This is a genomic window from Sporichthyaceae bacterium, from assembly GCA_036269075.1.
GTDB lineage: Bacteria > Actinomycetota > Actinomycetes > Sporichthyales > Sporichthyaceae > DASQPJ01.
In genome coordinates this window covers 159,516-182,360 of sequence record DATASX010000117.1, presented here as the reverse complement: position 1 = coordinate 182,360, position 22,845 = coordinate 159,516, and the positions used below count along the sequence as shown (strand labels likewise).

Here is a 22,845-nt window from a genome sequence, read left to right as displayed (position 1 = left end):
CAGGTGCTACTGGGCGGTGCGCGCCTCGGCACGGGCCCGGGCCACCGCTTCGTCCCAGTTCTCGAGCGTCTCGACGTAAAGCTGCCGCACAGCTTCCACGCGTTGATTGAGCTCGCGCACCGTCCAGTCCGAGACGTCGATCGGCGGCGCGACCAGCACCTCCATCCGCCCGGCCCGGATGAGGTTCGAGCCCCGCCACATGAGTTCGCCGGCGTTCCGAATGATGACCGGGACGATCGGCACCCCGCCCTGCATGGCCAGGTGGAACGCGCCCTTCTTGAACTGTCCGACACGGGGCGTGAGCGACCGAGTGCCCTCCGGAGCGATCATGATCGAGTAGCCGTCGGCCAGTCGCTCCAGCGCAGGCTGCAGCGCGGCCTTGGCCTGCCGGCTGTCGGTGCGGTCGACCAGCGCCGCGTTCGTCAGCCAGGCCATCTGGCCGATCAACGGCATCCGCTCGACCTCCTTCTTGCCGATCGGCGTGATGTCGCGCTGGACGACCTGGAACACCGCGAGCGGGTCGAGCAGGCTCTGGTGGTTGAAGATGAACACCGCCGGCCGGTGGGTCCAGGCGTGGTGCTCGCCGACGACGTCGACGTCGACACCGGCCAGGCCCAGCATCAGGTCGCCGCCGACGCCGATGAGGGTGTTCGCGGTCACCCGGCGGCTGCGATTGAGCAGCCCGAGCCCGGCCGCGATGACGCCGCCGGCCGCCATGCCGGTGTAGGCGGCGACCGTGCGCGGCATGTCCAGGAACGAGGCCGAGGTGCGCGGCACGAAGCGCTGCACCTGCCAACGGTGGGCGTCGGCGTGGGCGAGCAGTTCCGGCTCGGGGTTGACCGGGCGTGGGTTGCCGACGGTGGAGAGGAACTCGATGTCCTCGTCGCCGTTCGCGTAGCCGTAGCTGGCCTCGAGGTCGATGTCGTTCTCGCGGGCATAGGCCTGCACGGCCAACGCCTTCTGCTTGCCCCAGAGCATCTCGCCGTCGACCTCGCCGGTGGCCCGTCCGTCGGCGTCGAAGGCCATCCGCGTGCACAGCACGTGGTCGAAGCCCAATTCCTCGGCCAGCGCCTCGACCTGGAACGTCAGTGCGGAGGACGCGATCACCACCAAGTGCCCCTGGCGCTGGTGGTGCGCGATGCGGTCCACCGCGTCGGCGAACAGATGCCCGCCCAATGTCGAGCGGGCGAACTTGCGGCCCATCTCGTCGAGCTCATCGGCGTTCTTGCCGCGGAAGATCGCCAGGCCGGCCTTCATGAAGTCCTCGACCTCGGTGTGCCCGGTCCGGGTGCCGAGCCCGGTGAGCACCAACCGCGCGGTGTCGACCGGCCCGATCTGACGGTTCTTCAGGCGCTCCTTGATCAGTGCGAGCGCCGAGTAGCCGTCGACGATCGTGCCGTCGAAGTCGAAGAACGCGGCGACCTTCCCACTGCCGGATCCAGAAGTCCCCATCAGGTAGCTCCCGTCGTCGCCACAGCGGCCTCGGTCTGATTGCCTGTCAGATGCTTGCTGCGCAAGGCTTCCCGGGCCGTGGCGACCCGGTGCAGCTCGTACTGGTTGATCCGTTCCAGTCGGGCGAGCAAGTCGTCCAGTTGCGCGGCGAACGCCACCCGGCCGTCCAGGACCTCGGCGCCCGCGCCGAGCAGGCCACGGTTGGCGGCCAGCGCGAAACCGTTGCGGAACAGGTGCATCGAGATCGCCTCGGAGGAGGTGACCCGCCGCTGCAGTTGGAACTGCTTGCCCAGCCCGAGGCATGCCTGCGCGGCGGCCTTCGGGTCGACGGCAACCGGCCCGGCCGCGACCAGGTAGTCGGCGACCACCGCGTAGGACTCGACGAACGAGCGCAGTGTGCGTTGCGCGACCAACGGTCCGCGCTCGGCCAGCTCGGCACCGATGTCCTCGAGCTTCTCCCAGCGGGCCTCGTCGGGCTCGATGCGGCGCAGTTCGGCCTGCAGCTCCTGGCGAAACTCGTCCTTCTCGCTGAAGAAGAACTCGAACTTCAACAGGTCGCGCAACCGCATCGCCTCGCGCCACGCCCCGATCATGCCGCCGCCGGTTGCCGAGACGTGCAGGAACGCCAGCTCCAGGATCGCCCGGGCGACGAAGATGTGCACGGTCGCGTTGCGGTAGAACGCGGCGATCAGCTCCTGATCCGGGCCGATCCGGTAAACCGTCTGCGGACCGCCGCCGTAGCACTCGACCACGTCGGAGTCGACGAGCTTGGTCAGCGTGGCCAGCACGCCGGCGTCGGTGGCCAGCTCGCGGGTGGCGCCGTCGACCAGGGTGTCGCGGGACAACGCGAACTCCAGGATCGGCGCGACCACCGCCCGGACCTCGGGCAGCGTGAGCGCCCGGTCGCCGGCCCCGAGCAGCGCGAAGGTGACCAGCGCCGGCGCGGTGACCATGGTGGCCAGGTTGATCCGGGTGCAGACCTCGAACGCGACCTTGCTGCGGGCCAACCGGGACCGGGCCGCGAGCTGCTTGGCGTCGGTCGGCACGCCGTTCTCGCCGACCAGGTAGGTCGCCAGCGCGTCGCGCAGGTTGATCGGCTCACCGAAGCGGACGTGGACCTCGCCGAGGTGTCCCTGGCGCTGCTGCTTGACGAAGTGCGCCAGCCAGCGGATCCCCTCCACCTGTTTGACCGCACCGCGGGACTCCGCGGTGGTCTCCTCGGCCTCGTGCAGCAGGTCGTAGACGATCGCGGTCGGGACCAGCAGGACGTCGCCCAGTCCCTGCTCCTCTACGGCGTCGCACAGGTAGTTCAGCAGCCCCATCATCGGCGGCAGCAGCTTTCCGGTGCGCGATCTGGTGCCCTCGACGTAGAACTCCAGGTTGAACCGCTTGGCCGCCAGGAACCCGAGGTAGCGGGCGAGCACGAAGCGGTACACCGCGTTGTCGCGGAAGCTGCGCCGGATGCCGACCGCGCCGATGCGCTTGAACAGCGGGGTCAACGGCCAGAACATCATGTTGATGCCGCCGAGCACATGGTTGTGCGGAAGCCCGTTCTCGTAGGTGATCGAGGCCATCACGTACGGGTCGAGATTCGACTTGTGCGTGGGCAGGAACACCATCGGGTGACGGGTACTCAGTTCGCGCAGCCGGGCCAGCTGCTCACGGTCGACGTCGAGGTCGTAGGACCGCGAGTGCAGTGAGCGCGCCCAGGCCGCCCAGACGTCGATCGCCCAGCGCCGCTCGGCGCTGGCCATCTCGCCCAGGTAGACCTTGCAGTCGGCCAGCACCGACTCCGGGCTGCGGCCGATCTGCCCGGCCAGTTCCTCCGCGTGCTCGATGAAGTCCCGGTTGTTGAGCAGTTCTTCCACGATCCCCAGTGGGGCGCGGAATCGGTCGCCGAGCAGGCGCCGCTCAGCCATGCCCAGCACGATGTGGGCCTGCCGGTCGACGAACGCGGCGAACGCCGCAGCCGAGTCCAGGTTCAGCGCTTTCGGGTCGAGCTCCCGCTCGGTCCACCGGGTGCGCAGTTCCGCGCGGGTGGCCGGGGCCCCGATCAACAGCCGGGCGCTGTCCGGATCGCGGGCCAGCGCCCGGGACTGGCCGCGGTCGCGCAGCGCGCCCGGTTGCGGCAACCGTATCCGGGCCAGCGCCGAACGCACCCCGGCCTGCGGGTCGCGCTCGAGCTCCACCGTCCAATGCACGCGGACCGGCACGATCGCCGCCGATTCGCCGGCTGCGGCCACCGCCGCCGGCGCGGAGGAGTGCACCGGTGCGCCCACCGACTCCGCCCAGCGCCGGATCAGCGCGGCCTCCACGTCGGTGTCGGCCTTGGCCAGCACGACCATCGCAGAGGCCGGCGGCCAGGCGATGCCCACCGGCTCGACCACCCGCGGCATTGGCACCGCGCTCATCAGCAGACCGAACCGGGGGCGTCGGTCATCGGCCCAGTGCGATGATCTCGTCGAAGCCCTGCCGCATGCAGTCCAGCAGCAGGTCCGGGTCCGGCACGGCGTCGTGGTCGGTCGCGAAGGTCAGGCAGCACGTCCCCGCGTGGGTCAGCATCACCGCCATGATCGCGCAGCCGGGCACCGGGCCGAACGGGAACATCCGCTCGATGTGCGCCCCGGCCAGGTAGGCCGGACGGTTCAGCCCGGGGATGTTCGAAGCCTGCAGCGCGGTCTTGTCCGCGATGCCCAACGTCATCGGGCCGAGCACCCCGATCGGCAGCCGGGAGGTGAGCGGGGCGGTCGCGGCCAGGAAGTCCAGGGCCGGTTCGCTCCGGGCCGCGCGGACCCGCTCGCCGATCAGTGTGATCCGCCGCAGCGGGTCGGGCTCGCCGACCGGCGCGGCGACGTACGCGCCGGCGAACTTGTTCCCGCCGGCCGCCTCGTCAGCCTTGCGGGTGCTCACCGGGATGGCGATCGGGACGTCGCCGACCGGGGCTCCGTGCTTCGCGTGGTAGTGCCCCAGACCGCCGAGCAGTCCGGCCAGGTACACGTCGTTGAGACTCGCGCCGGCGGCCTTCGCGGCCGTGCGCAGGTCGGTCAGCGGGAAGTCCAGGACCCGCAGCCGGCGAGCCAATCCGCGTCGGCTCAGCAACGGCGACGGGTTGCCCGGGACCGCCAGCACCCGGCGCAGCGAACGGAGGTAGGCCAACGCCGAGTTCGGGTGCCGCAGCGCCGCAACGGCGACTCGCCCACCCTCCACGACGAGATCCGTGACCGCGCGCACCGAGTCGACCGGCTCGCGCAGCGGGGTGGCCGCCGAGATCGTCGGCAGCACCGGCTCGTCGGACTCCTCCGGCCCCGCGGGCAGCAGCATGTTGAACAGGGCCACCCCGGAAGCGCCGTCGGTGATCGCGTGATGGAGCTTGAGCAGGTAGCCGGCCTTGCCGTCGGGCAGGCCCTCGACCAGCATCGCCTGCCACAGCGGCCGGGCCGGGTCGAAGGGCGCCATGTGCAACGCCGCGGCCAGGTCCAGGAGCCCCTCCTCGCCGCTGCCGGCGGGCAACTGACACCGCGTCAGGTGGTAGGCCAGGTCGACGTCGGTCTGCTGCCAGCGCGGCCGGGCCAGCCGCAGCGGGTCGTCCACGACGCGCTGCCGGAAGCGCGGCACCGCCCCCACGTGCGTGGCGTGCACGGCGACCAACCGGTCCCAGTCGGGGGCGCGGTCCAGAATGTTCAGCAGGAGGACGTCGGACCGCAGCCGGGCCTCGGCCTCGGCCCGCCACATCAACGCCTCGGTGTCGGAGAGTTCATGCCCGGCCGACCAGGCCGCCAGAGCGGCCGCGTCCGGGGACACCGATTGCTGACGGGTCGTCACTTCTGTCCTCCTGCCAATCCGAGCACCTCGTCGAGGGACTCCTGCATGCAGCTGTTCAGTAGATCCGGGTCCGGCACCGCCTGGTTGTCGGTGGTCACGCCGATGCAGCAGATGCCTTCGTGGGTCGCGAGAGTGGCCATCATCGCCGAGCCGGGGACGGGACCGAACGGGTACATCCGCTCGAGATGGGCACCGGCCAGGTAGGCCGGGCGGGTCAGGCCGGGGAAGTTCGAGGCCTGGATGTCCAGGGCGTTGGACACCCGCAGCGTGATCGCGGTGACCAGTTGTGCGGGCAGCCGCGAGAGCAGACCCGCCGACTCACCGAGGTAGTCCAATGCCGGCTCGGTACGCACGGCACGCACCCGCTCGCCGACGAGCGCGATGCGTCGCGCCGGGTCCGGTTCGCCGGCCGGCCCGGCGATGTAGGCGCCGGCGAATTTGTTGCCCCCGGCCGGGTCTCCGGCCACCCGCAGGCTGACCGGCAGAGCGGTCGGGATGTCTCCGATCACCGAGCCGTGCTTCGCGTGGTAGCTGCCCAGCCCACCCAGCATCGCGGCCAGGTACGCGTCGTTGAGGCTGCCCCCGGCAGCTTTCCCGGCCGCCTTCAGATCGGACAGCGGGCACTCCAGCGTCCGGACCCGACGGGCCAGGCCACGATTGGCCAGCAACGGCGAGGACGTCCCGGGCAGTTTCAGCACCCGGCCGAGGGACTGCACATAGTCGACCACCGACCCGGGCCGGCTCAGCAGCCGTCCGGTCATCCCGCTCACAGTGCGAGCCGCGCCCAGGGTCGCGTCGACCGAGTCGCGCACGATCGCCAGCCGGTCGGACTCGGCCGGCTCGTCCGGGCGGGCGGGGACGCCGTAGCGCTGCGGATCGTCGGCAGGCTCGGGTCCGCGGGCGAACAGGATGTCGAAGAGCTGCATGAACCCGGTGGCGTCGGCCAGTGCGTGATGCAGCTTGATCAGGTAGGCCGCCTTGCCGCCGGGCAGGCCCTCGACCAACACCGCCTGCCAGACCGGCCGGGCGGTGTCGAACGGCGCCATGTGCAGTCCGGCCGCGATATCGAGCGCCCCGGCCATCCCCGTGCCGTCCGGCAGTCGCACCCGGGTCAGGTGGTAGGCAAGGTCGGAATCGGTGTCGACCCAAGCCGGTGTCCGGAGCCGCAGCGGGTCGTCGACGACCCGCTGCCGCAGGCGCGGCACCGTCTCGATGGCCCAGGCGTGGGTGGCAACCACGCGGTCCCAGTCCGGGGTCCGGTCGAGCACCGCGAGCATGATGCCGTCCGAGCGCAGCCGGGCGTCGGCCTCGATGCGCCACATCAGCGCCTCGAAGTCGCTCATCCGCGGGGCGGCCGACCACAGCGCGCCGGCGTCGTGGTGGTCGGTCATCGGGCCCGGCCTTGCAACCAGGCCACCAGTTCGCCGATGACCGCGGCCTGGATGGGCTCGTTGTAGATCTCGTGGAACAGCCCCGGCCACAGCCGGGCCGTCACGTCGGCCGAGGACACCCCGGACACGATCACGCCCAGGGCCCGCGACGGGACCAGCCCGTCGGCGCTGCCGTGCATCACCTGGACCGGCAGGGTCAGTTCCGCCAAGCCGGCGATCAGTTTCTCGGAGTCGGCCAGGATGCCCAACGTGGTCCGCGACGGCGGCCCGTGGTGGACCAACGGGTCGGTCCGGTAGGCCTCGACGACGGCCGGGTCGCTGGACACGGCCGGCGACAGGTCGAGTTCGGGAATCTCCGGCAGGGCAACCAACGCGAGCAATTCGGGCGGGAACACGATCGCGGCGCCGGACAAGGACAGCCCGGCCAACCGCTCCTGGTGCGCCTGGGCGTAGGCCAGCGCGATCGCCCCGCCCATCGAGTGCCCGAGCAGGAAAACCGGCCGCTGCCCGGCGGCGGCGAGGTCGACCAGCAGGTCCAGGTCGGCGACGACGTCGGCCATCGAGTCGATGTTCCCGCGCTCGCCGGCCGACCGGCCGTGGCCGCGGTGGTCGACCGCCCAGACGTCGTAGCCGGCCGCAACCAGCGCGGTCGCGACGTGGGCGTACCGGCCGCTGTGCTCGGCGTAGCCGTGGGCGATCACGACGTCGGCCCGGGGATTCTGGGTGTGCCACGAGCGGAAGAAGAGTCGCCCGTCCGCGAGGCTGCCCTCGTTGTGATTCACAGAGGTTCCTCCGGACACAGGTCACCGGTGGTTCGGAACCCCCAAGTTACGGCCAACCGGGCCGCATGGCCATTCCGGGATCACGGCCCGACAAGCTGGGTGTGAGGCCGCCCCTCAGCGCGAGGTGCGCGCCTTCGCGACCACCTCGAGCATGTGCGGGACGGTGCACAGCTTGACCCGCGGCCGCCCGCCGGCCTCCCCGGAGGCGGTCTCGTGCCGGTCGATGGCACGCCAGTCGAGTTCCTCGACCACGTCCGGGCAGCGCGAACGGACCCAGTCGGCCAAGCCGGCGATGTGGGCCGCGTCGCGGTCCGGCCGCCCGGCCAGGTCGGCCAGCACGGCCTCGGCCGTCTGCTGCCCGTCCTTGCGGTTGGTCCCGATCACGCCGCTGGGGCCGCGCTTTATCCAGCCGGTGACGTACTCCCGCTCGCCCCCGGTGACCCGGCCGCCCTCGTTCGGGATGATGCCGCGCCTCTCGTCGAACACCACGTCGGGCAGGGCCACGCCGCGGTACCCGACAGCACGCACGACCACGCCGGCCGGCAGCGTCTCGCGGGTGCCGTTGTCGCGGGCCTTGACGCTGCCGTCCTCGGCAGTGACCAGGTCGTTGCCGCCCAGCACCACCTCGGTGACCCGGCCGTTCTCATCGGAGTGGATCTCGATCGGCGAGCTCGCGAACCGCAGCACGAGGCGCCGGGGCCGGCCGCTCGGCGGGTGGTCGTTGACCAGTCGACGCATCGCCTCGAGGTTCGTGCGTACCGTGTGCGGGGCCCCTTTCATGGTCTCGGCGTCCAGGCCCTCGAGGACGGCAGGGTCCAGCACGCAGTCGACGCCGTCCAGCTCGCCGAGCTCACGCAGTTCGACGGTGGTGAACGCGCCTTGCACAGGGCCACGGCGGGCGACGACCACGACCTCGCGGACCTTCGAGGCGCGCAACGTGGTCAGCGCGTGGTCGGCGATGTCGGTGCCCGCGAGCACCTCGGTGTCGGTGACGAGGATCCGGGCCACGTCGAGCGCGACGTTGCCTGCACCGATCACCACGACCCGCTCGGTGTCGAGGTCCACCGTGAAGTCGCGGAAGTCCGGGTGGGCGTTGTACCAGCCGACGAAGTCGGTCGCGGCGACGCTGCCGGGCAGGTCCTCACCAGGGATTCCGAGGTGGTTGTCGCTCTTCGCCCCGACCGCGTACACCACTGCGTCGTAACGCTCGAGCAGGTCGGCCCGGGAGACGTCACGGCCGAACTCGACGTTCCCGAAGTACCGGAAACGTTCGTGGTCGGCGGTCTTGGCGAACGTCGCGCCCACGTTCTTGATCTTCGGGTGGTCGGGGGCGACCCCGGACCGGACCAGGCCCCACGGAGTCGGCAACTTCTCGTACACGTCGACGTGGACCAACGGCTCGTCCGACCGCAACAGGACCGTTGCGGCGTAGAACGCTGCCGGGCCGGAACCGACAACTGCTACGCAGGCTGTACTCATGCGGTTGCCTCGCTGCGTCCGTACTGCTGTCCGGGGGGTTGCCGCACGACCCTATTCGGTCGGCTCCCCGGCGCTTTCAGGCCCCGAGGTGGAACGCGGCAAGTCGGCGCGGCTCCCCGACCGCGCAGCCCAGCCGGTTCAGCCCGAGCACGTCCTCGGACAGTGCGAGCATCGAGCAGTCGGTCATCGGCGCGATCACGGCGACATGCTTGGTGGTGGGGGAGAGGACCAGGGCCGGGATGTGGTTGCTGGTGCTGTCGCCCTCGTCCCAGTCGATCATCACGACCAGCCGCCCGGCCCTGTAGTCCGGCGAGGCGAACACGGCCGGGAGCACGTTGTGCAGCCAGGTGTCGCCCTCGGTCACCATGTTCCCGGCCGGACAGTTCGTGGCGCCGTGCATGTCGTCGCACAGGTTCGGCACGAGCATCGAGTACGCGGGCAGGTTGCCGCTGCTCAGGTCGGTGTGGAACGCGCCGGAGCTCATCGCCCCCATCGGGACGGCGGAGGTGGCGCACTGGCTGCGCAGCCCGGTGTAGTAGGTCGCCGGGACGTGTCGCACGGCGTAGTCGCCGCTGTTGGTCAGGTCGCAGTTGCTCGGCATCGACTCGGCGTAGGTGCGCCACGTTCGGCCGCTGCCGGTCACCTCGGCGAAGATGCTGCTGCTCGGGTCGGGATGGGCCGACGGTGGATTGTCGTCGCAGATGCCACGGCGGTCGCCGCTGGTCAGCAACAGGTACGAGGCCAGCGACGTGCACTGCACCGGGTAACCGGCGTCGAACGCGGTAGCGGTGCCGTACTGCTGGGACAACGAGGTCAGGTACGGGGCCTTCGCGGAGCTCAGCACGGCTCCGTAGGTCTCGTTCTCCTCCATCACGACCAGCACCTTCTGGTACGGGTCGGCGACCGACGAGCCGGCCGAGGCCTGGTTGGACGATGCAGCCTGGGCCGGCGCCGTGCTCGCCGCCGCCGAGGAGCCGGACTGCGCCGCGGAGCAACCGGCGAGCCCGGCGCCGATCAGGCTGAGCGCCCCCACCGTGGTCAGCACACGCTTGGTCGCGCGCGACAGCGGTTTGGGTCCGCGGTCCCGTCGACCAGGCGTCGGCATCGTGTCGATCGTGCGGCGGCCCATGACCGACCCTCCTCGCGCCTGGTGCCCCCCGGACCCGGCTGTGCTCGAGTGTGGGGCTCGGACCTTGGAGTGGGTGGATCTTAACAAGTTCCTAGCTATTGGTCCGTTGGACGAAGCTTCGCGCCTCGCCGATCCGCCCGGGGCACGTGCCATACCGTTACCCGGTGACCGAGACCGCGGAGCCCGCCGCCACGGCTCCCCAGGAGCCCGGGCCGGCGCACGGTCCGCACGCCCCGTGGGGCGACGGGCACCCGGAACGCGCGGACAAGTTGATCCTCAGCCTGATGGTGTTCATGGGGTTCTACTACCTCGGGACCATGTTTCTGGTCGGTCCGCTGGTCGGGCGGCACCCGGTGTGGCTGGCGCTGATCCGCGGTTCGACGTCCGCGGTCATCACGCTCGGGGCACTGGCCGGGACCGGGCACGGGTCGATGCTGGTCGCGATCTTCGCCGGGCTGCCCGGGACGATGCTGTTCGACTGGGTGTACTGGTGGGCCGGGCGTCGCTGGGGCGAGAATGCGCTGCGCATGGCCTTTCGGGGCCGCAAGGCCGAGCGTCGGATCGAGTTGGCCAAACGCCTCGGCGGTCGGTACGGCCCACTGCTGGTGGTCACGGCCTACATCGGGCCGATTCCCATGCAGCTGATCACTGTCGCGGTCGCCATGGCCGGAATGTCCCTGCCGGTCTTCCTGATCCTGGACGCGATCGGTGCGCTCATCTGGCTCGGGCTGTGGGCCGGGCTGGGCTACTGGATCGGTGAGGACGCGGTCCACGTCGCGGACGCGGTCTCGCACTATTCGCTGCAGGTCACCATCGGCCTGGTGGTACTGGTGGTCCTGCGTCAGAGCTGGGCCCGCAAGCGTGCCGGTGCCCCCGCCGGGGGACCCCGGCGGGAGCGCCGCTGACGCTGAGTCAGAAAGGGCGACAGAGTCGCGGCGTCAGATGATGCGGGTCGAGTCCAGGAACTTCGCGCCGAGTTCGTCGTCGCCCTTGATGTTGACCCCGGACTCGCGCCACGGCGCGCGGCCGGTGCCCCACACCCCGAACGTCGCCGCGTCGCCGGAGATCGCCGCGGCCGCCTGACCGGCCGCGCCCTCGGTGACCCGGACCCGGCCGTTCTTGCCGCCCGGCCCGACGGTCCAGACGCTGCCGCCCGGGCCGACCAGGTCCAGCTCCACCGGGCCGGTCAACCACGACAGCCGGTCGCCGGACATCGCGGGCAGGCCGAGCATCATCCACTCAGTTCCTACCGTGACCATGTTGGCGTCCGGTTGTGGCGCGGGCCGGCCGATGGCGCCGGCGATGTCGTGGGTGACGTGCAGGGTGTGGTCGAAGACGAACGCGCTCGTGAGGATCGCCGCCGGGTAGGTGCCGACCTCGGCCACCTTGATCGGCAACGCCCGCAGGGGTGGCGCCTGCAACGCCTTGGCCATGGGCCGGAACCGCTTGCCCCACACCGCGTACTCGGTCAGCACCCGCGAACCTGGCCACTCCTGGCGCTTGGCCACGTCGGCGTTGTTGGCCGCCTCGATGTCCTTGCCCAGCATCAGCTTGATGAACCACGGCGTGAACGCACCGTGGTACGCCGCACCCATGTGCGAGACCACGTCCTTGACCGTCCAGCCGGGGCAACGGCTCGGCGTGGCCCACTCCTCGGCGGTCAGCGCGGACAGGTAGGCGACGTTGGCCTCGTGGCCGGCGGCCAGTGCGGCCACCCGATCGGCAGACATCGGAGAACTCCCGGGATCAGTTGTGCGAGAAGGATTTGGCCAAGCCCTTGAGGTAGATCGCGGCGACTGCCTCCATACCCGCGTGGAAGGCAGGCAGCGCCTTGGTCTTCACCAGCTTCGTGCTCGGCGGCTCGTAGCGGTAGGTGAACTGCAGCGTGTGGGGGATGCCGTCCTCGCCAGGGGTGAAGAGGTAGTCGGTGTTCGCGTCGGCATGCCCCGTCGGCCAGGTCACGCGCTGGGTGGTGGTGAACCGCACCGAGCCGTCGGACCGTTCCTCCACCTCACCGAGCTTCTCGTCGATCTCGATGTCCACGAAGGCCGCGCCGCTCAGGTTCATCCCGACCGTGTAGATCAGCGTGTAGCCACTCTCGTAGCTGGGCACCGCTCCCGGCCAGTTCTCGCGGGACCGCATGGTCCTGCAGTACTCCACCAGCGACTTGACGTCGCCGTCGAACGTTCGGGTCGCCACGACCGTCTCCATGTCCGCCTCCTGGGCGTTCCTGCTGTGTCTGATCTGACTGTGTCTGATCTGACTGATAGTCAGTTGATCGTGCGTCCGTGTCCGGCCCAGAACGGGGCCCGCAGGTCGCGCTTGAGCACCTTCATCGCGGCCGACAGCGGCAGGGGTTCGCTGCGCAGGTCGATCGAACGCGGCACCTTGTAGCCGGAGATCGTCGTGCGGGCATGGGTGATCAGGTCCTCGGCGGTGACCTCGTGGCCGGGCCGGATCACGCAGATCGCATGCACCGCCTCGCCCCACACCTCGTGCGGGATGCCGATCACGGCGACCTGGAGCACCGCCGGGTGGGTGCAGATCGCGTTCTCCACCTCGACGGAGTAGACGTTCTCCCCGCCGGAGATGATCATGTCCTTGGCCCGGTCGACCAGGAAGAGGTAGCCCTCCTCGTCGAGGTAGCCGACGTCGCCGCTGTAGTACCAGCCCTCGCGCAGGGCCTTGGCGGTCTCCTCCGGCTTGTTCAGGTAGCCGGTCATGAAGTTGCCGGCTCGGGCGCAGACCTCTCCGGGTTCGCCGACCGGTAGCGGGTTGCCGTCCTCGCCGCGGATCTCGAGCTGCACGCCCGGGACCGCGCGGCCGCACGAGCCCAGCCGCTTTCCCTTACGGTGCTCGGAATCCGGCAGCACGGTGAGCACCGTGCAGCACTCGGTCATGCCGTAGCCCTGCACGATCTCGCAGTCCGGCAACAGTTCCAGCAGCTTGCCCAACAGGGCCCCGGGCATCGGCGAGGCGCCGTAGGTGATGCGACGCAGACTGGCCAACCGCTCGGGCCGGAAGTCCGCGGAGTTCACGATCATGCCGAGCATCGTGGGCACCAGCACCGTCGAGGACGGCCGGTAGGTCTCAGTGGCGACCAGCGAGGCCTCGGGGGAGAACATCGGCAGCACCACCATCGAGGTGCCGAACATCGGTGCGCCGACCAGGCCGATCATCGTGGCGCCGTGGAACATCGGGGTCTGCACCAATGTGGGCGCGGCGGTGTCCCAGGGCAGCACCATCGCCGCGTGGTACTGGTTCAGGACCTCGGCGCGGTGGGACAGGATCACGCCCTTGGGGTGCCCGGTCGTCCCGCCGGTGTACATCAGAACGGCAGGTGACTCCTCGTCAGGTTCGGCGGGGAGCCGCGGCTCAGCGGCCGCCAGCATCGCCTCGTAGCCGATGTCGGCCGGGCCCTCACCACTGGTCAGCACGACCCGCTTGAGCTGCGTGCGGTCGCGGATCGACTCGATCAACGGCGCGAACGTCGGGTCGACGAAACACACCGTGGTGCCGCTGTCGTTGAGGACGTAGACCAGTTCCTCCGCGGAGAACCGCAGGTTCAACGGGTTCATGATCGCCGCCCCGAGCAGGCAGCTGTGCCACAACTCCACGAACGGCAGGCTGTTCAGGCTCAACGTCGCGACCTGGTCGGACGCGGTCACGCCCAACTCGGTACGCATCGCGTAGGACAGGCGCGAGATCCGGTCCAGGTGCTCACCGAACCGGACCTCATGCCCGGTCGCGGCGTCGATGAAGCCGATCCGCTCGGCGTTGGCCTGCAGGCTGGGCAGCAGGGACCGGGTGAACACGAGTTCCTTCATCGCACCCTCCATTGGGTGGCCGGTGTTGACGCCCCGCGTATGAGTGTTGACGCCCCGCGTATGAGAGAGCCCCGCCAGATCATCGATGAGCGGAGGGAGGCTTGCCGAACCTTAGCTCTCCTGCAGCGCGGCGAGCACTGCGCCGATCTGGACCTGCTCGCCCTCCTTGACGTTGAGCGCCGCCACCGTGCCGTCCTGGGGGCTGCGGATGGTGTGCTCCATCTTCATCGCCTCCAGCACCAGCAGCGGCTGGCCGGCCTCCACGACGTCGCCGACGGCGACCAGGATCCGGACCACCGCGCCGGGCATCGGTGCGGTCAGCCCGCCGGTCGGCCCACCGGCGCCCGGCGCGGGCAGGGGGTCGAGCACGTGGAAGGTGGAGTGGCCCAGCGGGCTGTCGACGGCTGCCAGCCCGATCGTCTCGGCCGTCCGGTCGTCGGACAGATGGACCCGGTAACGCCGCCGGACGCCGCCGGCGGTGAGGTCGACGTTCGCCCCGTCGGCTCGGTGGATGGTCATCGGGACGCGTTCGTCGTCGATCTCCAGGACCGCGTCGGCCCCGGTCAGGTCGGACGCGACCTTGATGGTCTCGCCGTCGGCGGTCTTGAAAGTGACCGTCTCCAGCGTCGCCCGGTTGTTGCGCCACCCGCGCGGCACCGCGGGCTGCGGCAGCCCGGCGGGCCGGGCGCGGTGGTGCCGGGCGATCGCGGCCACGGCCGCATGGAGGCGTTGCGCGGTGGCGTCGCCGGCAGGATCCAACAGACCGGTGACGCGCTCCAGGAAGTCGGTGGTGGTGTCGCCGGCCAGGAACGCGTCGCTGCGCAGGATCGCGACCAGCAGGTCGCGGTTGGTCGTGACGCCGTGCAGTCGCGCCCGGCACAGGGCATCGGCCAGCAGCGCGGCCGCCCCGGCGCGGGTCGGCGCGTGCGCGATGACCTTGGCGATCATCGAGTCGTAGTAGGGACTGACGGTGCCGCCGTCGGTCAGCGCGGAGTCGACGCGCACGGAACCGCCGCCGCTGCGCGCCGGAGCGAACTGCGCGGCGGCGGCGATCTCGAACAGTTCGAAGGTGCCGGAGACCGGCAGGTACCCGGCGGCCGGGTCCTCGGCGCAGAGCCGGACCTCGATCGCGTGGCCGTTGATGTCCGGCGCGCACGCGGTGGCCGGCAGCGGTTGGCCCGCGGCGACGGCGAACTGCAGCGCCACCAGGTCCAACCCGGTGATGGCCTCGGTGACCGGGTGCTCCACCTGGAGCCGGGTGTTCATCTCCAGGAACGCGGCGGTGCCGTCGGTGCCCACGATGAACTCGACGGTGCCCGCGTTGCGGTAGCCGACGGCCTGCGCCGCCGCGACCGCGGCCTGGCACAGGTGCGCGCGAAGGTCGGCGTCGACGAAGGAGGAGGGCGCTTCCTCGACGATCTTCTGGTGCCGGCGCTGGATCGAGCACTCGCGTTCGAACAGCGCGACCGTGTTGCCGTGGTCGTCGGCGATCACCTGGATCTCGATGTGCCGCGACGGCGACAGGTAGCGCTCCAGGAACACCATCGGGTTGCCGAACGCCGACTCCGCCTCGCGCTGCGCCGAGGCGATCGCATCGGCGGCCTCGTCGGCCGAGGCGATGATCCGCATGCCGCGCCCGCCGCCACCGGCCGAGGCCTTGACGATCGCGGGCAGGCCCACGGCCGCCAGCGCGGTCGCGACGTCCACGGCGTTGCCGTCGCCTGGCAGGCCATAAGTACCGCCGCCACCCTCGGGCAGCGCCCGTCCGTCGGCGCCGATCGTGAAGCCGGCCAGTACCGGGACCCCGGCGGCGGCCATCATCCGCTTCGCGGTGACCTTGTCGCCCATGGCCGCGATGGCCTCCGGGGTCGGGCCGATGAACACCAGTCCGGCGTCGGCGACCGCCTGCGCGAACGCCGCGTTCTCGGACAGGAAGCCGTAGCCGGGGTGGATCGCGTCCGCGCCGACCCGGGCCGCAGCGTCCAGGATCAGGTCGCCGCGCAGGTAGGTCTGCCCGGGCGCGGTGCCCGGCAGTCGGACGGCCTCGTCGGCCTCGGCGACGAACAACGCGTCGGCATCGGCGTCGGAGTGCACGACCGCGGTGGCGATCCCGAGCGCGCGGGCGCCGTGGATGACCCGACGGGCGATCTCGCCGCGGTTGGCGACGAGAACCTTCTTGATCTGAGTAGGCATCAGGTGAGGGGCCCTTACATTCGGAAGACGCCGAAGCCGCGCCGGCCCTGCACCGGGTTGTTGTGCGCGGCGGACAGGGTGATGCCCAGCACGGTGCGGGTGTCGACGGGGTTGATGATCCCGTCGTCGTAGACCTTGCCGGACATGAAGAACGCGTGCGACTCGCGGTCGATCTGTGTCTCGATGGCCGCGGTGCGCGCGGCGTCCTTCTCCTCGTCGAACTCCTTGCCCGCGGCCGCGGCGGCGTCGCGGGCGACGATGGACAGCACACCGGCCAACTGCTGCGGACCCATCACGGCGATGCGCGAGTTCGGCCAGGTGAACAGGAACCGCGGGTCGTAGGCCCGTCCGCACATGCCGTAGTTCCCGGCTCCGAAGGAGGCCCCGATGAACACCGTGAAGTGCGGCACCGCCGAGTTGGCGACGGCGTTGATCATCTTCGCCCCGTCCTTGATGATCCCGCCCTGCTCGTAGGACTTGCCGACGATGTAGCCGGTGGTGTTCTGCAGGAAGATCAGCGGGGTGTCCGTCTGGTTGCACAACTGGATGAACTCGGTGGCCTTGTTGGCCTCCTCGCTGAAGATCACCCCCCGGGCGTTGGCCAGCACGCCGACCCGGTAGCCGTGCAGCATCCCCCAGCCGGTGACCAGCGACGAGCCGTAATCGGGCTTGTACTCGGAGAACTCGCTTGCGTCGAGCAGTCGGGCGAGCACCTCGTACACGCTGAACGGCACCCGTAGGTCTGCCGAGGCGATGCCGAGCAGTTCGGCCGGGTCGTAGAGCGGGTCCCGCACCACTTCTGCTGCCGGACCGAGCTTGCGCCAGTTCAGCGAGCGGACGATCTGCCGGCCGATCCGGATCGCGTCGCGTTCGTCGACGGCCATGTAGTCGGACAGGCCCGAGATGAAGGTGTGCATGCGGGCGCCGCCGAGTTCCTCGTCGGTGGCGACCTCCCCGGTGGCCATCTTCACCAGCGGCGGGCCGCCGAGGAACACCTTGGACTGCCCGTCGATCATCACGGCGTAGTCGCACATGCCTGGCACGTACGCCCCGCCGGCCGTGGAGTTGCCGAACACCAGCGCGATCGTCGGGATCCCCGCGGCGGACAAGCGGGTCAGGTCACGGAACAACTGCCCGGCGGGCACGAACAGGTCGGCCTGCGTGGGCAGATCCGCGCCGCCGGATTCCACCAGGTTCATCACCGGCAGGCGGTTCTGCTTCGCGATGTCCAGCGCGCGCAGCATCTTGCGCCACGTGTAGGGGTTCGAGGTGCCGCCTTTGACGGTGCCGTCGTTGGCGATAAACATGCACTCGACGCCCTCGACGACGCCGATCCCGGTGACCACGCTGGCACCGACCGTGAAATCTGTGCCCCAGGCGGCCAGCGACGACAACTCCAGGAAAGCCGCACCCGGGTCGACCAACAGGTCGATCCGTTCGCGGACCGTCATCCGGCCGCGCTCGCGATGGCGAGCCATGTAGGCCGCACCACCGCCGGCCCGGGCCAGCGCCAACTGCTCGTCGAGCAGCTTCAGCATGCCCTCGTTGTGGGCGAGGTTGTTCCGGTACTCGTCACCGTGGACGTCGAGTTCAGACCGCAGGGTCGGCAAGAGCGGCCTCCGGGGAGTTGACATGCGCTCTGCACAACGGTCGTCCGGGGCGGTTCACGGGTGCTCCCGGCGAGTTCCGCATCGCGTACCGGGATCGCGGATCGGCCCCGGTAGGTTTATGGACATTAACACGACAGGTCGCCGGCTGTCCACGTTGCGGTTGTCCGGATCGCGGACACCTGCGGGTCAGGACTTGGGATCCGATCGCATCGTGCGCATCCGCTCGGCCCGACCGGTGGCCGGCTCCAACGGCTCCACCGGAGTCTCGAGCAGCACGTGCAGCGCCATCGCGGTCAGCAGTGGTTCCTGCTCCGCGCGGGTGAGCTTGTTCGTGAACTCGGTCGCGGACTGGATCAGCGAGATCGCGCCCTGGCACATCGTCCGGATCTGCTCGATGTCCAGCACCGGCCGTAGCTGGTTCAGCGCGCGGACCCATTCCTCGGTGTAGAGCCGCTGCAGGTAACGCAGGCGGTGCCGGTCCGACTCGGGCAGGCTGCGGAACTCGGTCCGCCAGGTGACGATGTCCGCGGAGTGGTCGAACACGAATTTCACGTGGTTGCCAATGATGGCCCCGAGTGCGGTGCGGGCGTCCGGGATGGCGCGCGCGAGGTCGCCCACCTCCTGGAGGTGGGTGGTGATGGCGTCGTCGAGGATCGCCACCAGCACCGCCTCCTTGCTGGGGTAGTGCCGGTAGAAGGCCGGCCCGGTCAGCCCGAGTGCGCCGCTGATGTCGTTGATCCCGACGGCGTGGTAGCCGTGCTGGGCGAACAGTCGTGCCGCGGCCGCGATCAGCTCCCGCTGCCTTGGCGTGCGGGAGTCGTTCCCGGTCGCGAGCGTCATCGGCGGTCTCCTTCCGCGGGCCCGGGGCGGCCCAAGGCGTCCCGGCGTGACCGACGTGACTGAACGCTAACGATGCGGCGCCGGCGCCGGTTTGTCGATACCCGCCCCCAGGGTATGGTCGCCGTGGTGCGCAGCGGCGAACCTGCGGTTCTTGACACGGCCAGTTTGTCGTCGTTAACGTCCGAACGACGTCGCGCCGGGATTCCGGTGGGCGGAACACATCGCGTGGCGACCGCCTGCGGCGCCAACCGAGGAGGCAGCCGATGAGCGCCAACAAGTCGGACTCGATCGTCATCGCCAACTGCGGCGGCTTCTGGGGCGACGACCCGACTGCCGCGCGCCGGCAGGTCGAGGGCGGGCCCATCGACTACCTGGTCATGGACTATCTCGCCGAGGTCACCATGGCGATCCTGCAGAAGCAGCGCGCCCGGAAGCCTGAACTCGGTTATGCCGGCGACTTCCTGACCCAGATGCGCGACGTGCTCGTCCCGTGCATGGAGCGCGGCGTCACGGTCATCACCAACGCCGGCGGGGTCAACCCGCACGCCTGCGCGGCCGCGCTCGAGGCGCTGGCGGCCGAGCTCGGCGTCGCCGCGGCGGTCAAGGTCGGCGTGGTCTCCGGCGACGACCTGTTCGGCGACCTGGACGGGATCGTCGCGGGCGGTCAGGCGCTGACCAACCTTGAGACCGGCCGGCCGCTGACCGAGGTACGCGACTCGGTGCTGGCCGCCAACGTCTACCTGGGCGCGCCGGGGATCGTGCGGGCCCTGGAGCTCGGCGCGAACGTCATCGTCGCGGGCCGGGTCACCGACACCTCGGTGACGCTGGCGCCGATGATGCACCACTTCGGCTGGGCCCCGGACGACTGGGACAAGCTCGCCGCGGGCGTCGTCGCCGGGCACATCATCGAGTGCGGCTGCCAGTGCACCGGTGGCAACTTCACCGACTGGCACAAGGTGCCCAGCCACGTGAACATGGGCTACCCGCTGATCGAGGCCCACGCCGACGGCAGCTTCGTGGTCACCAAGCACCCCGGCACCGGTGGCCTGGTCAGCGTCCACACCGTCAGCGAGCAGTTGCTCTACGAGATGGGTGCCCCGGGCTACCTCTCCCCGGACTGTGTCGCGCGCTTCGACTCGGTCCAGCTGACCCAGCAGGGCCCGGACCGGGTGCACGTGTCCGGGATCGTCGGCAGTCCGCCGCCGGAGAGGCTGAAGGTCGCGATCAGCGTCGCCGACGGCTACCGCGCCGTGGGCCGGTTGCTGGTCGCCGGGCCGGACACGCTGCGCAAGGCGCGCAAGGCAGCGGAGATCATCTGGAACCTGGCCGGCGGGACCGAGCACTACGAGGCCACCTGCACCTCGTTCATCGGCTGGGACGCCGCCCACCCGCCCCTGGGCAGCGAGGAGCCGAGCGAGGTGCTCGTTCACCTTGCGGTCCGCGACCAAGACCGCAAGAAGATCGACCGCGACTTCGCACCGATGGTCGTCGGCTCGATGCTGCAGTCGATGCCGGGCATGACCGTGCCGGCCGAGCAGGGCCGCCCGCGGGTCGCCGACGTCGTCGCGCACTGGCCGGCGTTGATCAGCCGGGATGTCCTGTCCCCGAGTGTGACGGTGGGTCAGGTGACCGAGCCGGTCACGGCCGGTGCGGCCGCGACCGTCGACCCGGCGCAGATCTCCGGGGTGGCGGCCGGCTCCGACGCCATCGCCGCGTACGCACCGGACGACTCGGCACCGGTGACCGTGCCGCTGCTGCGGCTGTGCCTGGGCCGGTCGGGCGACAAGGGCGACACCGCCAACGTCGGCATCATCGCCCGCAGCCCGCAGATCTTCTCCTGGCTGATCCAGTACCTCTCGGCCGACATGGTCAAGTCGCACTTCAAGGAGATCTGCCACGGGCCGGTCGAGCGCCATCCGTTGCCGAACCTGCTCGCGGTGAACTTCCTGCTGCACAACAGCCTCGGCGGCGGCGGCACCTCGTCGCTGATCTTCGACGCGCAGGGCAAGACCTACTCGCAGTACCTGCTGAGCATGGAGGTCACCGTGCCCTCGTCGTTGGTGGCCACCGCCGGCTGAGAGGGGCGCCGTGAGCGAGCCTGCGAGTGAACCAATGTCACAGTGCCCGCCACTTCCCGACCCGCACCGCAGCACGATGGTGCACCCGTGAGCGGCCTGCGGGACCGGTTGCGGGCGCAGGCCGCTCAGTCGCGCCGGCGGATCGTGTTGGCCGAGTCTGCCGACCCACGCGTGCGGACGGCCGCCGAGATTCTCTCCGGCGACGGGTTGGTCGAGCCGGTGTTGCCGGACGAGGACCTGATCGCGCGCCACCGTGACGATCTGATGCAGCGTTACGTGACGGCCCGTCGGGCCAAGGGAGTCGAGCCGAGCGCGCAGGAGTTGGCCGGGGTGTTGCGCGACCCGCCCACGGTGGGTGCGCTGCTGGTCTCCCTCGGGCACGCCGACGGCTGCGTGGCCGGCGCGGTGGCCACCACGGCGGCCACGGTTCGCGCCGCTCTGCGGATCATCGGGACGGCGCCCGGCGTCGAAACCGTCTCCAGCTTTTTCCTCATGGACTGTCCGCACGCCGAGGGTGGCCCGCGGGCGATGATCTTCAGCGATTGTGCGGTGGTGCCGGATCCGGACGTGACCGCGCTTGCCGACATCGCGATCGCCGCCGCGGCCGGCGCCGAGGCCTTCCTCGGCGAGCCGGCCCGGGTGGCGATGCTCAGCTTCTCCACCCACGGCAGTGCCCGCCACGCCCACGCGGACAAGGTGATCGCGGCCACCGCGGAGGTCCGGCGCCGCCGGCCGGACCTGTGCGTGGACGGCGAACTGCAGGCCGACACCGCGCTGGTCGAAGCGGTCGCCGCGAGCAAGGCACCCGGCGGTTCCGTCGGCGGTCGGGCCAACGTGCTCGTCTTCCCCGACCTGGACGCGGGCAACATCGGCTACAAACTCATCGCCCGCCTCGGCTCGGCGGTCGCGATCGGGCCGATCCTGCAGGGCCTCGCGCTGCCGATGAACGACCTGTCCCGCGGCGCCGGCGTCGGCGACATCGTCGACGTCGCCTGCATCACCGCGATCCAGGCGGGGCCTGGCGTCGCCGGCGCAAGCGCCCCATCCGCGTCTCTTGCGCATCCCAGTACGCCCGAGGTACGTTAACCATCATAAACGTCATGACCGACGTGAGCCGGTTGTGGGTGTGCAGTGCTGGACCGTCGGACTGCTGTGCGGCCTCCCTGGGTGTCAAAGGCGACGTGAGCGAGGGGTAACTCGACAATGCATTACAACTTCGGAATTCAGTGGCTGAAGGCCTTCCGGGCGAGCCCGGAGGCGGTTTGCGCGTTGTACAACAAGGACGGCTTCGTGTTCGAGGACGTCATGCTCGATCAGCACGAGATCACCGACTACGAGGACCTGCTGCGCAACTTCGCGCCGTACGCCAACAAGGACCCCGACGCCGGGATCGGTATCCACAACTTCCGCATCCGGTCCTACATCGGCGACCGCCACTCGGGCCTGCTGCGCTGGGAGTGGTATCCCGAGCACGCCGCGATGTTCCTCGGCCTCGACGTCGCCGGTAAGCCGTTCGGCACCCAGGGCCACACGTTCCACCAGTACAACGAGGCGGGCCTGATCGTCCGTGAGTCCTCCTGGTGGGACGCCTCGGCGATCCTGCGCGCCGTCGGCCCGGTCAGCCCGACCAAGAGCCTTACCGGCAAGACCTCGATCGCCTCGGCCGAGGGCGGGGTCTACCGCAAGGCCGCCTCGGGCGCGGAGCACGCGCAGAACTGGTGCGCCGCGTTCGGCAGCGACGTCGCGGCGTTGCGCGCGCTGTACTCGGATTTCTTCACCCTCGAGCACACGATGGTGGACGACCACGAGGTGGACACCATCACCGACAGCGCGATGCTCGCCGATGCGCTCGGTGGAATCTCCAGCGGGGAGAACGGCGCTTACGCGTTCACCCCGACCGCGGTGTTCGAGGGCAACGGCCACCAGTTGACCCACTGGGACGTCACGATCGAGGGCGCCTCGACGTACCGCGGCCTGCCGACCGGTGGGAAGACGCTGACCACGATCGGCTCGACGTTCCACGAGTTCGACGCCGACGGCCGGATCAAGCTGGAGTCCACCTGCTGGGAGGACAACCGGGTGTTCATTCAGCTCGGGCTGCCGATCCTGCGCCCGCACTACTGGGAGGCGGACTTCGACATGGCTGCGTTCGTTGCCAGCCTCGGCTGACCTAGCAATATTGCGACGAATAGTCGCACAATAGACAGGGCCCACCCTGTCGGTCCGGCGGCGGCGCAGGCTC

The 22,845-nt window shown here is 70.2% G+C and carries 17 protein-coding genes; 4 read left to right on the top strand and 13 right to left on the bottom strand.

The features are described from left to right. Window positions 1-6: 6 nt before the first annotated feature. The 7 genes from VHU88_21910 to VHU88_21880 all read right to left on the bottom strand — a co-directional run bounded on the left by VHU88_21910 (window position 7) and on the right by VHU88_21880 (window position 10,055). Window positions 7-1,452, bottom strand: coding sequence for an HAD-IB family hydrolase (locus VHU88_21910; protein HEX3614357.1), 1,446 nt, complete (start codon window positions 1,450-1,452; stop codon window positions 7-9). Next, on the bottom strand, window positions 1,452-3,863 hold the full coding sequence (locus VHU88_21905) for a 1-acyl-sn-glycerol-3-phosphate acyltransferase (protein ID HEX3614356.1): 2,412 nt from the start codon (window positions 3,861-3,863) through the stop codon (window positions 1,452-1,454). Before VHU88_21905 ends, VHU88_21910 begins: the two co-directional genes overlap by 1 nt. A gap of 25 nt (window positions 3,864-3,888) precedes the next feature. Beyond that, the gene (locus VHU88_21900) at window positions 3,889-5,274 is read right to left on the bottom strand and encodes a wax ester/triacylglycerol synthase domain-containing protein (protein HEX3614355.1); all 1,386 of its coding nucleotides are present in this window, start codon (window positions 5,272-5,274) and stop codon (window positions 3,889-3,891) included. Beyond that, window positions 5,271-6,665, bottom strand: coding sequence for a wax ester/triacylglycerol synthase domain-containing protein (locus tag VHU88_21895; GenBank protein HEX3614354.1), 1,395 nt, complete (start codon window positions 6,663-6,665; stop codon window positions 5,271-5,273). The genes VHU88_21900 and VHU88_21895 overlap by 4 nt, the downstream gene beginning before the upstream one ends. Beyond that, window positions 6,662-7,447, bottom strand: coding sequence for an alpha/beta hydrolase (locus VHU88_21890; protein HEX3614353.1), 786 nt, complete (start codon window positions 7,445-7,447; stop codon window positions 6,662-6,664). Before VHU88_21890 ends, VHU88_21895 begins: the two co-directional genes overlap by 4 nt. A 114-nt stretch (window positions 7,448-7,561) precedes the next feature. After that, window positions 7,562-8,926, bottom strand: a complete 1,365-nt coding sequence (locus tag VHU88_21885; protein HEX3614352.1) for an FAD-dependent oxidoreductase — start codon at window positions 8,924-8,926, stop codon at window positions 7,562-7,564. Window positions 8,927-9,002: 76 nt separating this feature from the next. After that, window positions 9,003-10,055 carry an alkaline phosphatase family protein gene (locus tag VHU88_21880; protein HEX3614351.1) on the bottom strand — a complete coding sequence of 351 codons (1,053 nt, stop codon included), beginning with the start codon at window positions 10,053-10,055 and terminating at the stop codon, window positions 9,003-9,005. A 164-nt stretch (window positions 10,056-10,219) separates the two neighbouring features. On the opposite strand from VHU88_21880, the gene VHU88_21875 reads away from it, so the two are divergent. Beyond that, complete coding sequence (locus tag VHU88_21875; protein ID HEX3614350.1) at window positions 10,220-10,960, top strand: DedA family protein; 741 nt, start codon at window positions 10,220-10,222, stop codon at window positions 10,958-10,960. 33 nt (window positions 10,961-10,993) lie between these two features. Here VHU88_21875 and VHU88_21870 read toward each other — a convergent pair whose 3' ends face one another. The 6 genes from VHU88_21870 to VHU88_21845 all read right to left on the bottom strand — a co-directional run bounded on the left by VHU88_21870 (window position 10,994) and on the right by VHU88_21845 (window position 18,525). Beyond that, complete coding sequence (locus VHU88_21870; protein HEX3614349.1) at window positions 10,994-11,785, bottom strand: maleylpyruvate isomerase family mycothiol-dependent enzyme; 792 nt, start codon at window positions 11,783-11,785, stop codon at window positions 10,994-10,996. A gap of 16 nt (window positions 11,786-11,801) precedes the next feature. Beyond that, complete coding sequence (locus VHU88_21865; protein ID HEX3614348.1) at window positions 11,802-12,266, bottom strand: hypothetical protein; 465 nt, start codon at window positions 12,264-12,266, stop codon at window positions 11,802-11,804. 59 nt (window positions 12,267-12,325) lie between these two features. Further along, complete coding sequence (locus VHU88_21860; GenBank protein HEX3614347.1) at window positions 12,326-13,882, bottom strand: AMP-binding protein; 1,557 nt, start codon at window positions 13,880-13,882, stop codon at window positions 12,326-12,328. Window positions 13,883-13,993: 111 nt separating this feature from the next. Further along, window positions 13,994-16,075: a biotin carboxylase N-terminal domain-containing protein gene (locus VHU88_21855; protein HEX3614346.1), complete on the bottom strand. Its 2,082-nt coding sequence runs from the start codon at window positions 16,073-16,075 to the stop codon at window positions 13,994-13,996. A gap of 14 nt (window positions 16,076-16,089) precedes the next feature. After that, window positions 16,090-17,685, bottom strand: a complete 1,596-nt coding sequence (locus VHU88_21850) for a carboxyl transferase domain-containing protein (protein ID HEX3614345.1) — start codon at window positions 17,683-17,685, stop codon at window positions 16,090-16,092. A 186-nt stretch (window positions 17,686-17,871) separates the two neighbouring features. Beyond that, window positions 17,872-18,525: a TetR/AcrR family transcriptional regulator gene (locus tag VHU88_21845; GenBank protein ID HEX3614344.1), complete on the bottom strand. Its 654-nt coding sequence runs from the start codon at window positions 18,523-18,525 to the stop codon at window positions 17,872-17,874. Between the two features lie 263 nt (window positions 18,526-18,788). On the opposite strand from VHU88_21845, the gene VHU88_21840 reads away from it, so the two are divergent. The 3 genes from VHU88_21840 (at window position 18,789) to VHU88_21830 (ending at window position 22,772) form a co-directional block, all read left to right on the top strand. Next, entirely contained in the window at window positions 18,789-20,603 is a 1,815-nt protein-coding gene (locus tag VHU88_21840; protein HEX3614343.1) for an acyclic terpene utilization AtuA family protein, read from the top strand. Between the two features lie 87 nt (window positions 20,604-20,690). Beyond that, window positions 20,691-21,689, top strand: a complete 999-nt coding sequence (locus tag VHU88_21835; GenBank protein ID HEX3614342.1) for a phosphotransacetylase — start codon at window positions 20,691-20,693, stop codon at window positions 21,687-21,689. Between the two features lie 117 nt (window positions 21,690-21,806). Further along, entirely contained in the window at window positions 21,807-22,772 is a 966-nt protein-coding gene (locus tag VHU88_21830) for a hypothetical protein (protein ID HEX3614341.1), read from the top strand. Window positions 22,773-22,845: the final 73 nt, after the last annotated feature.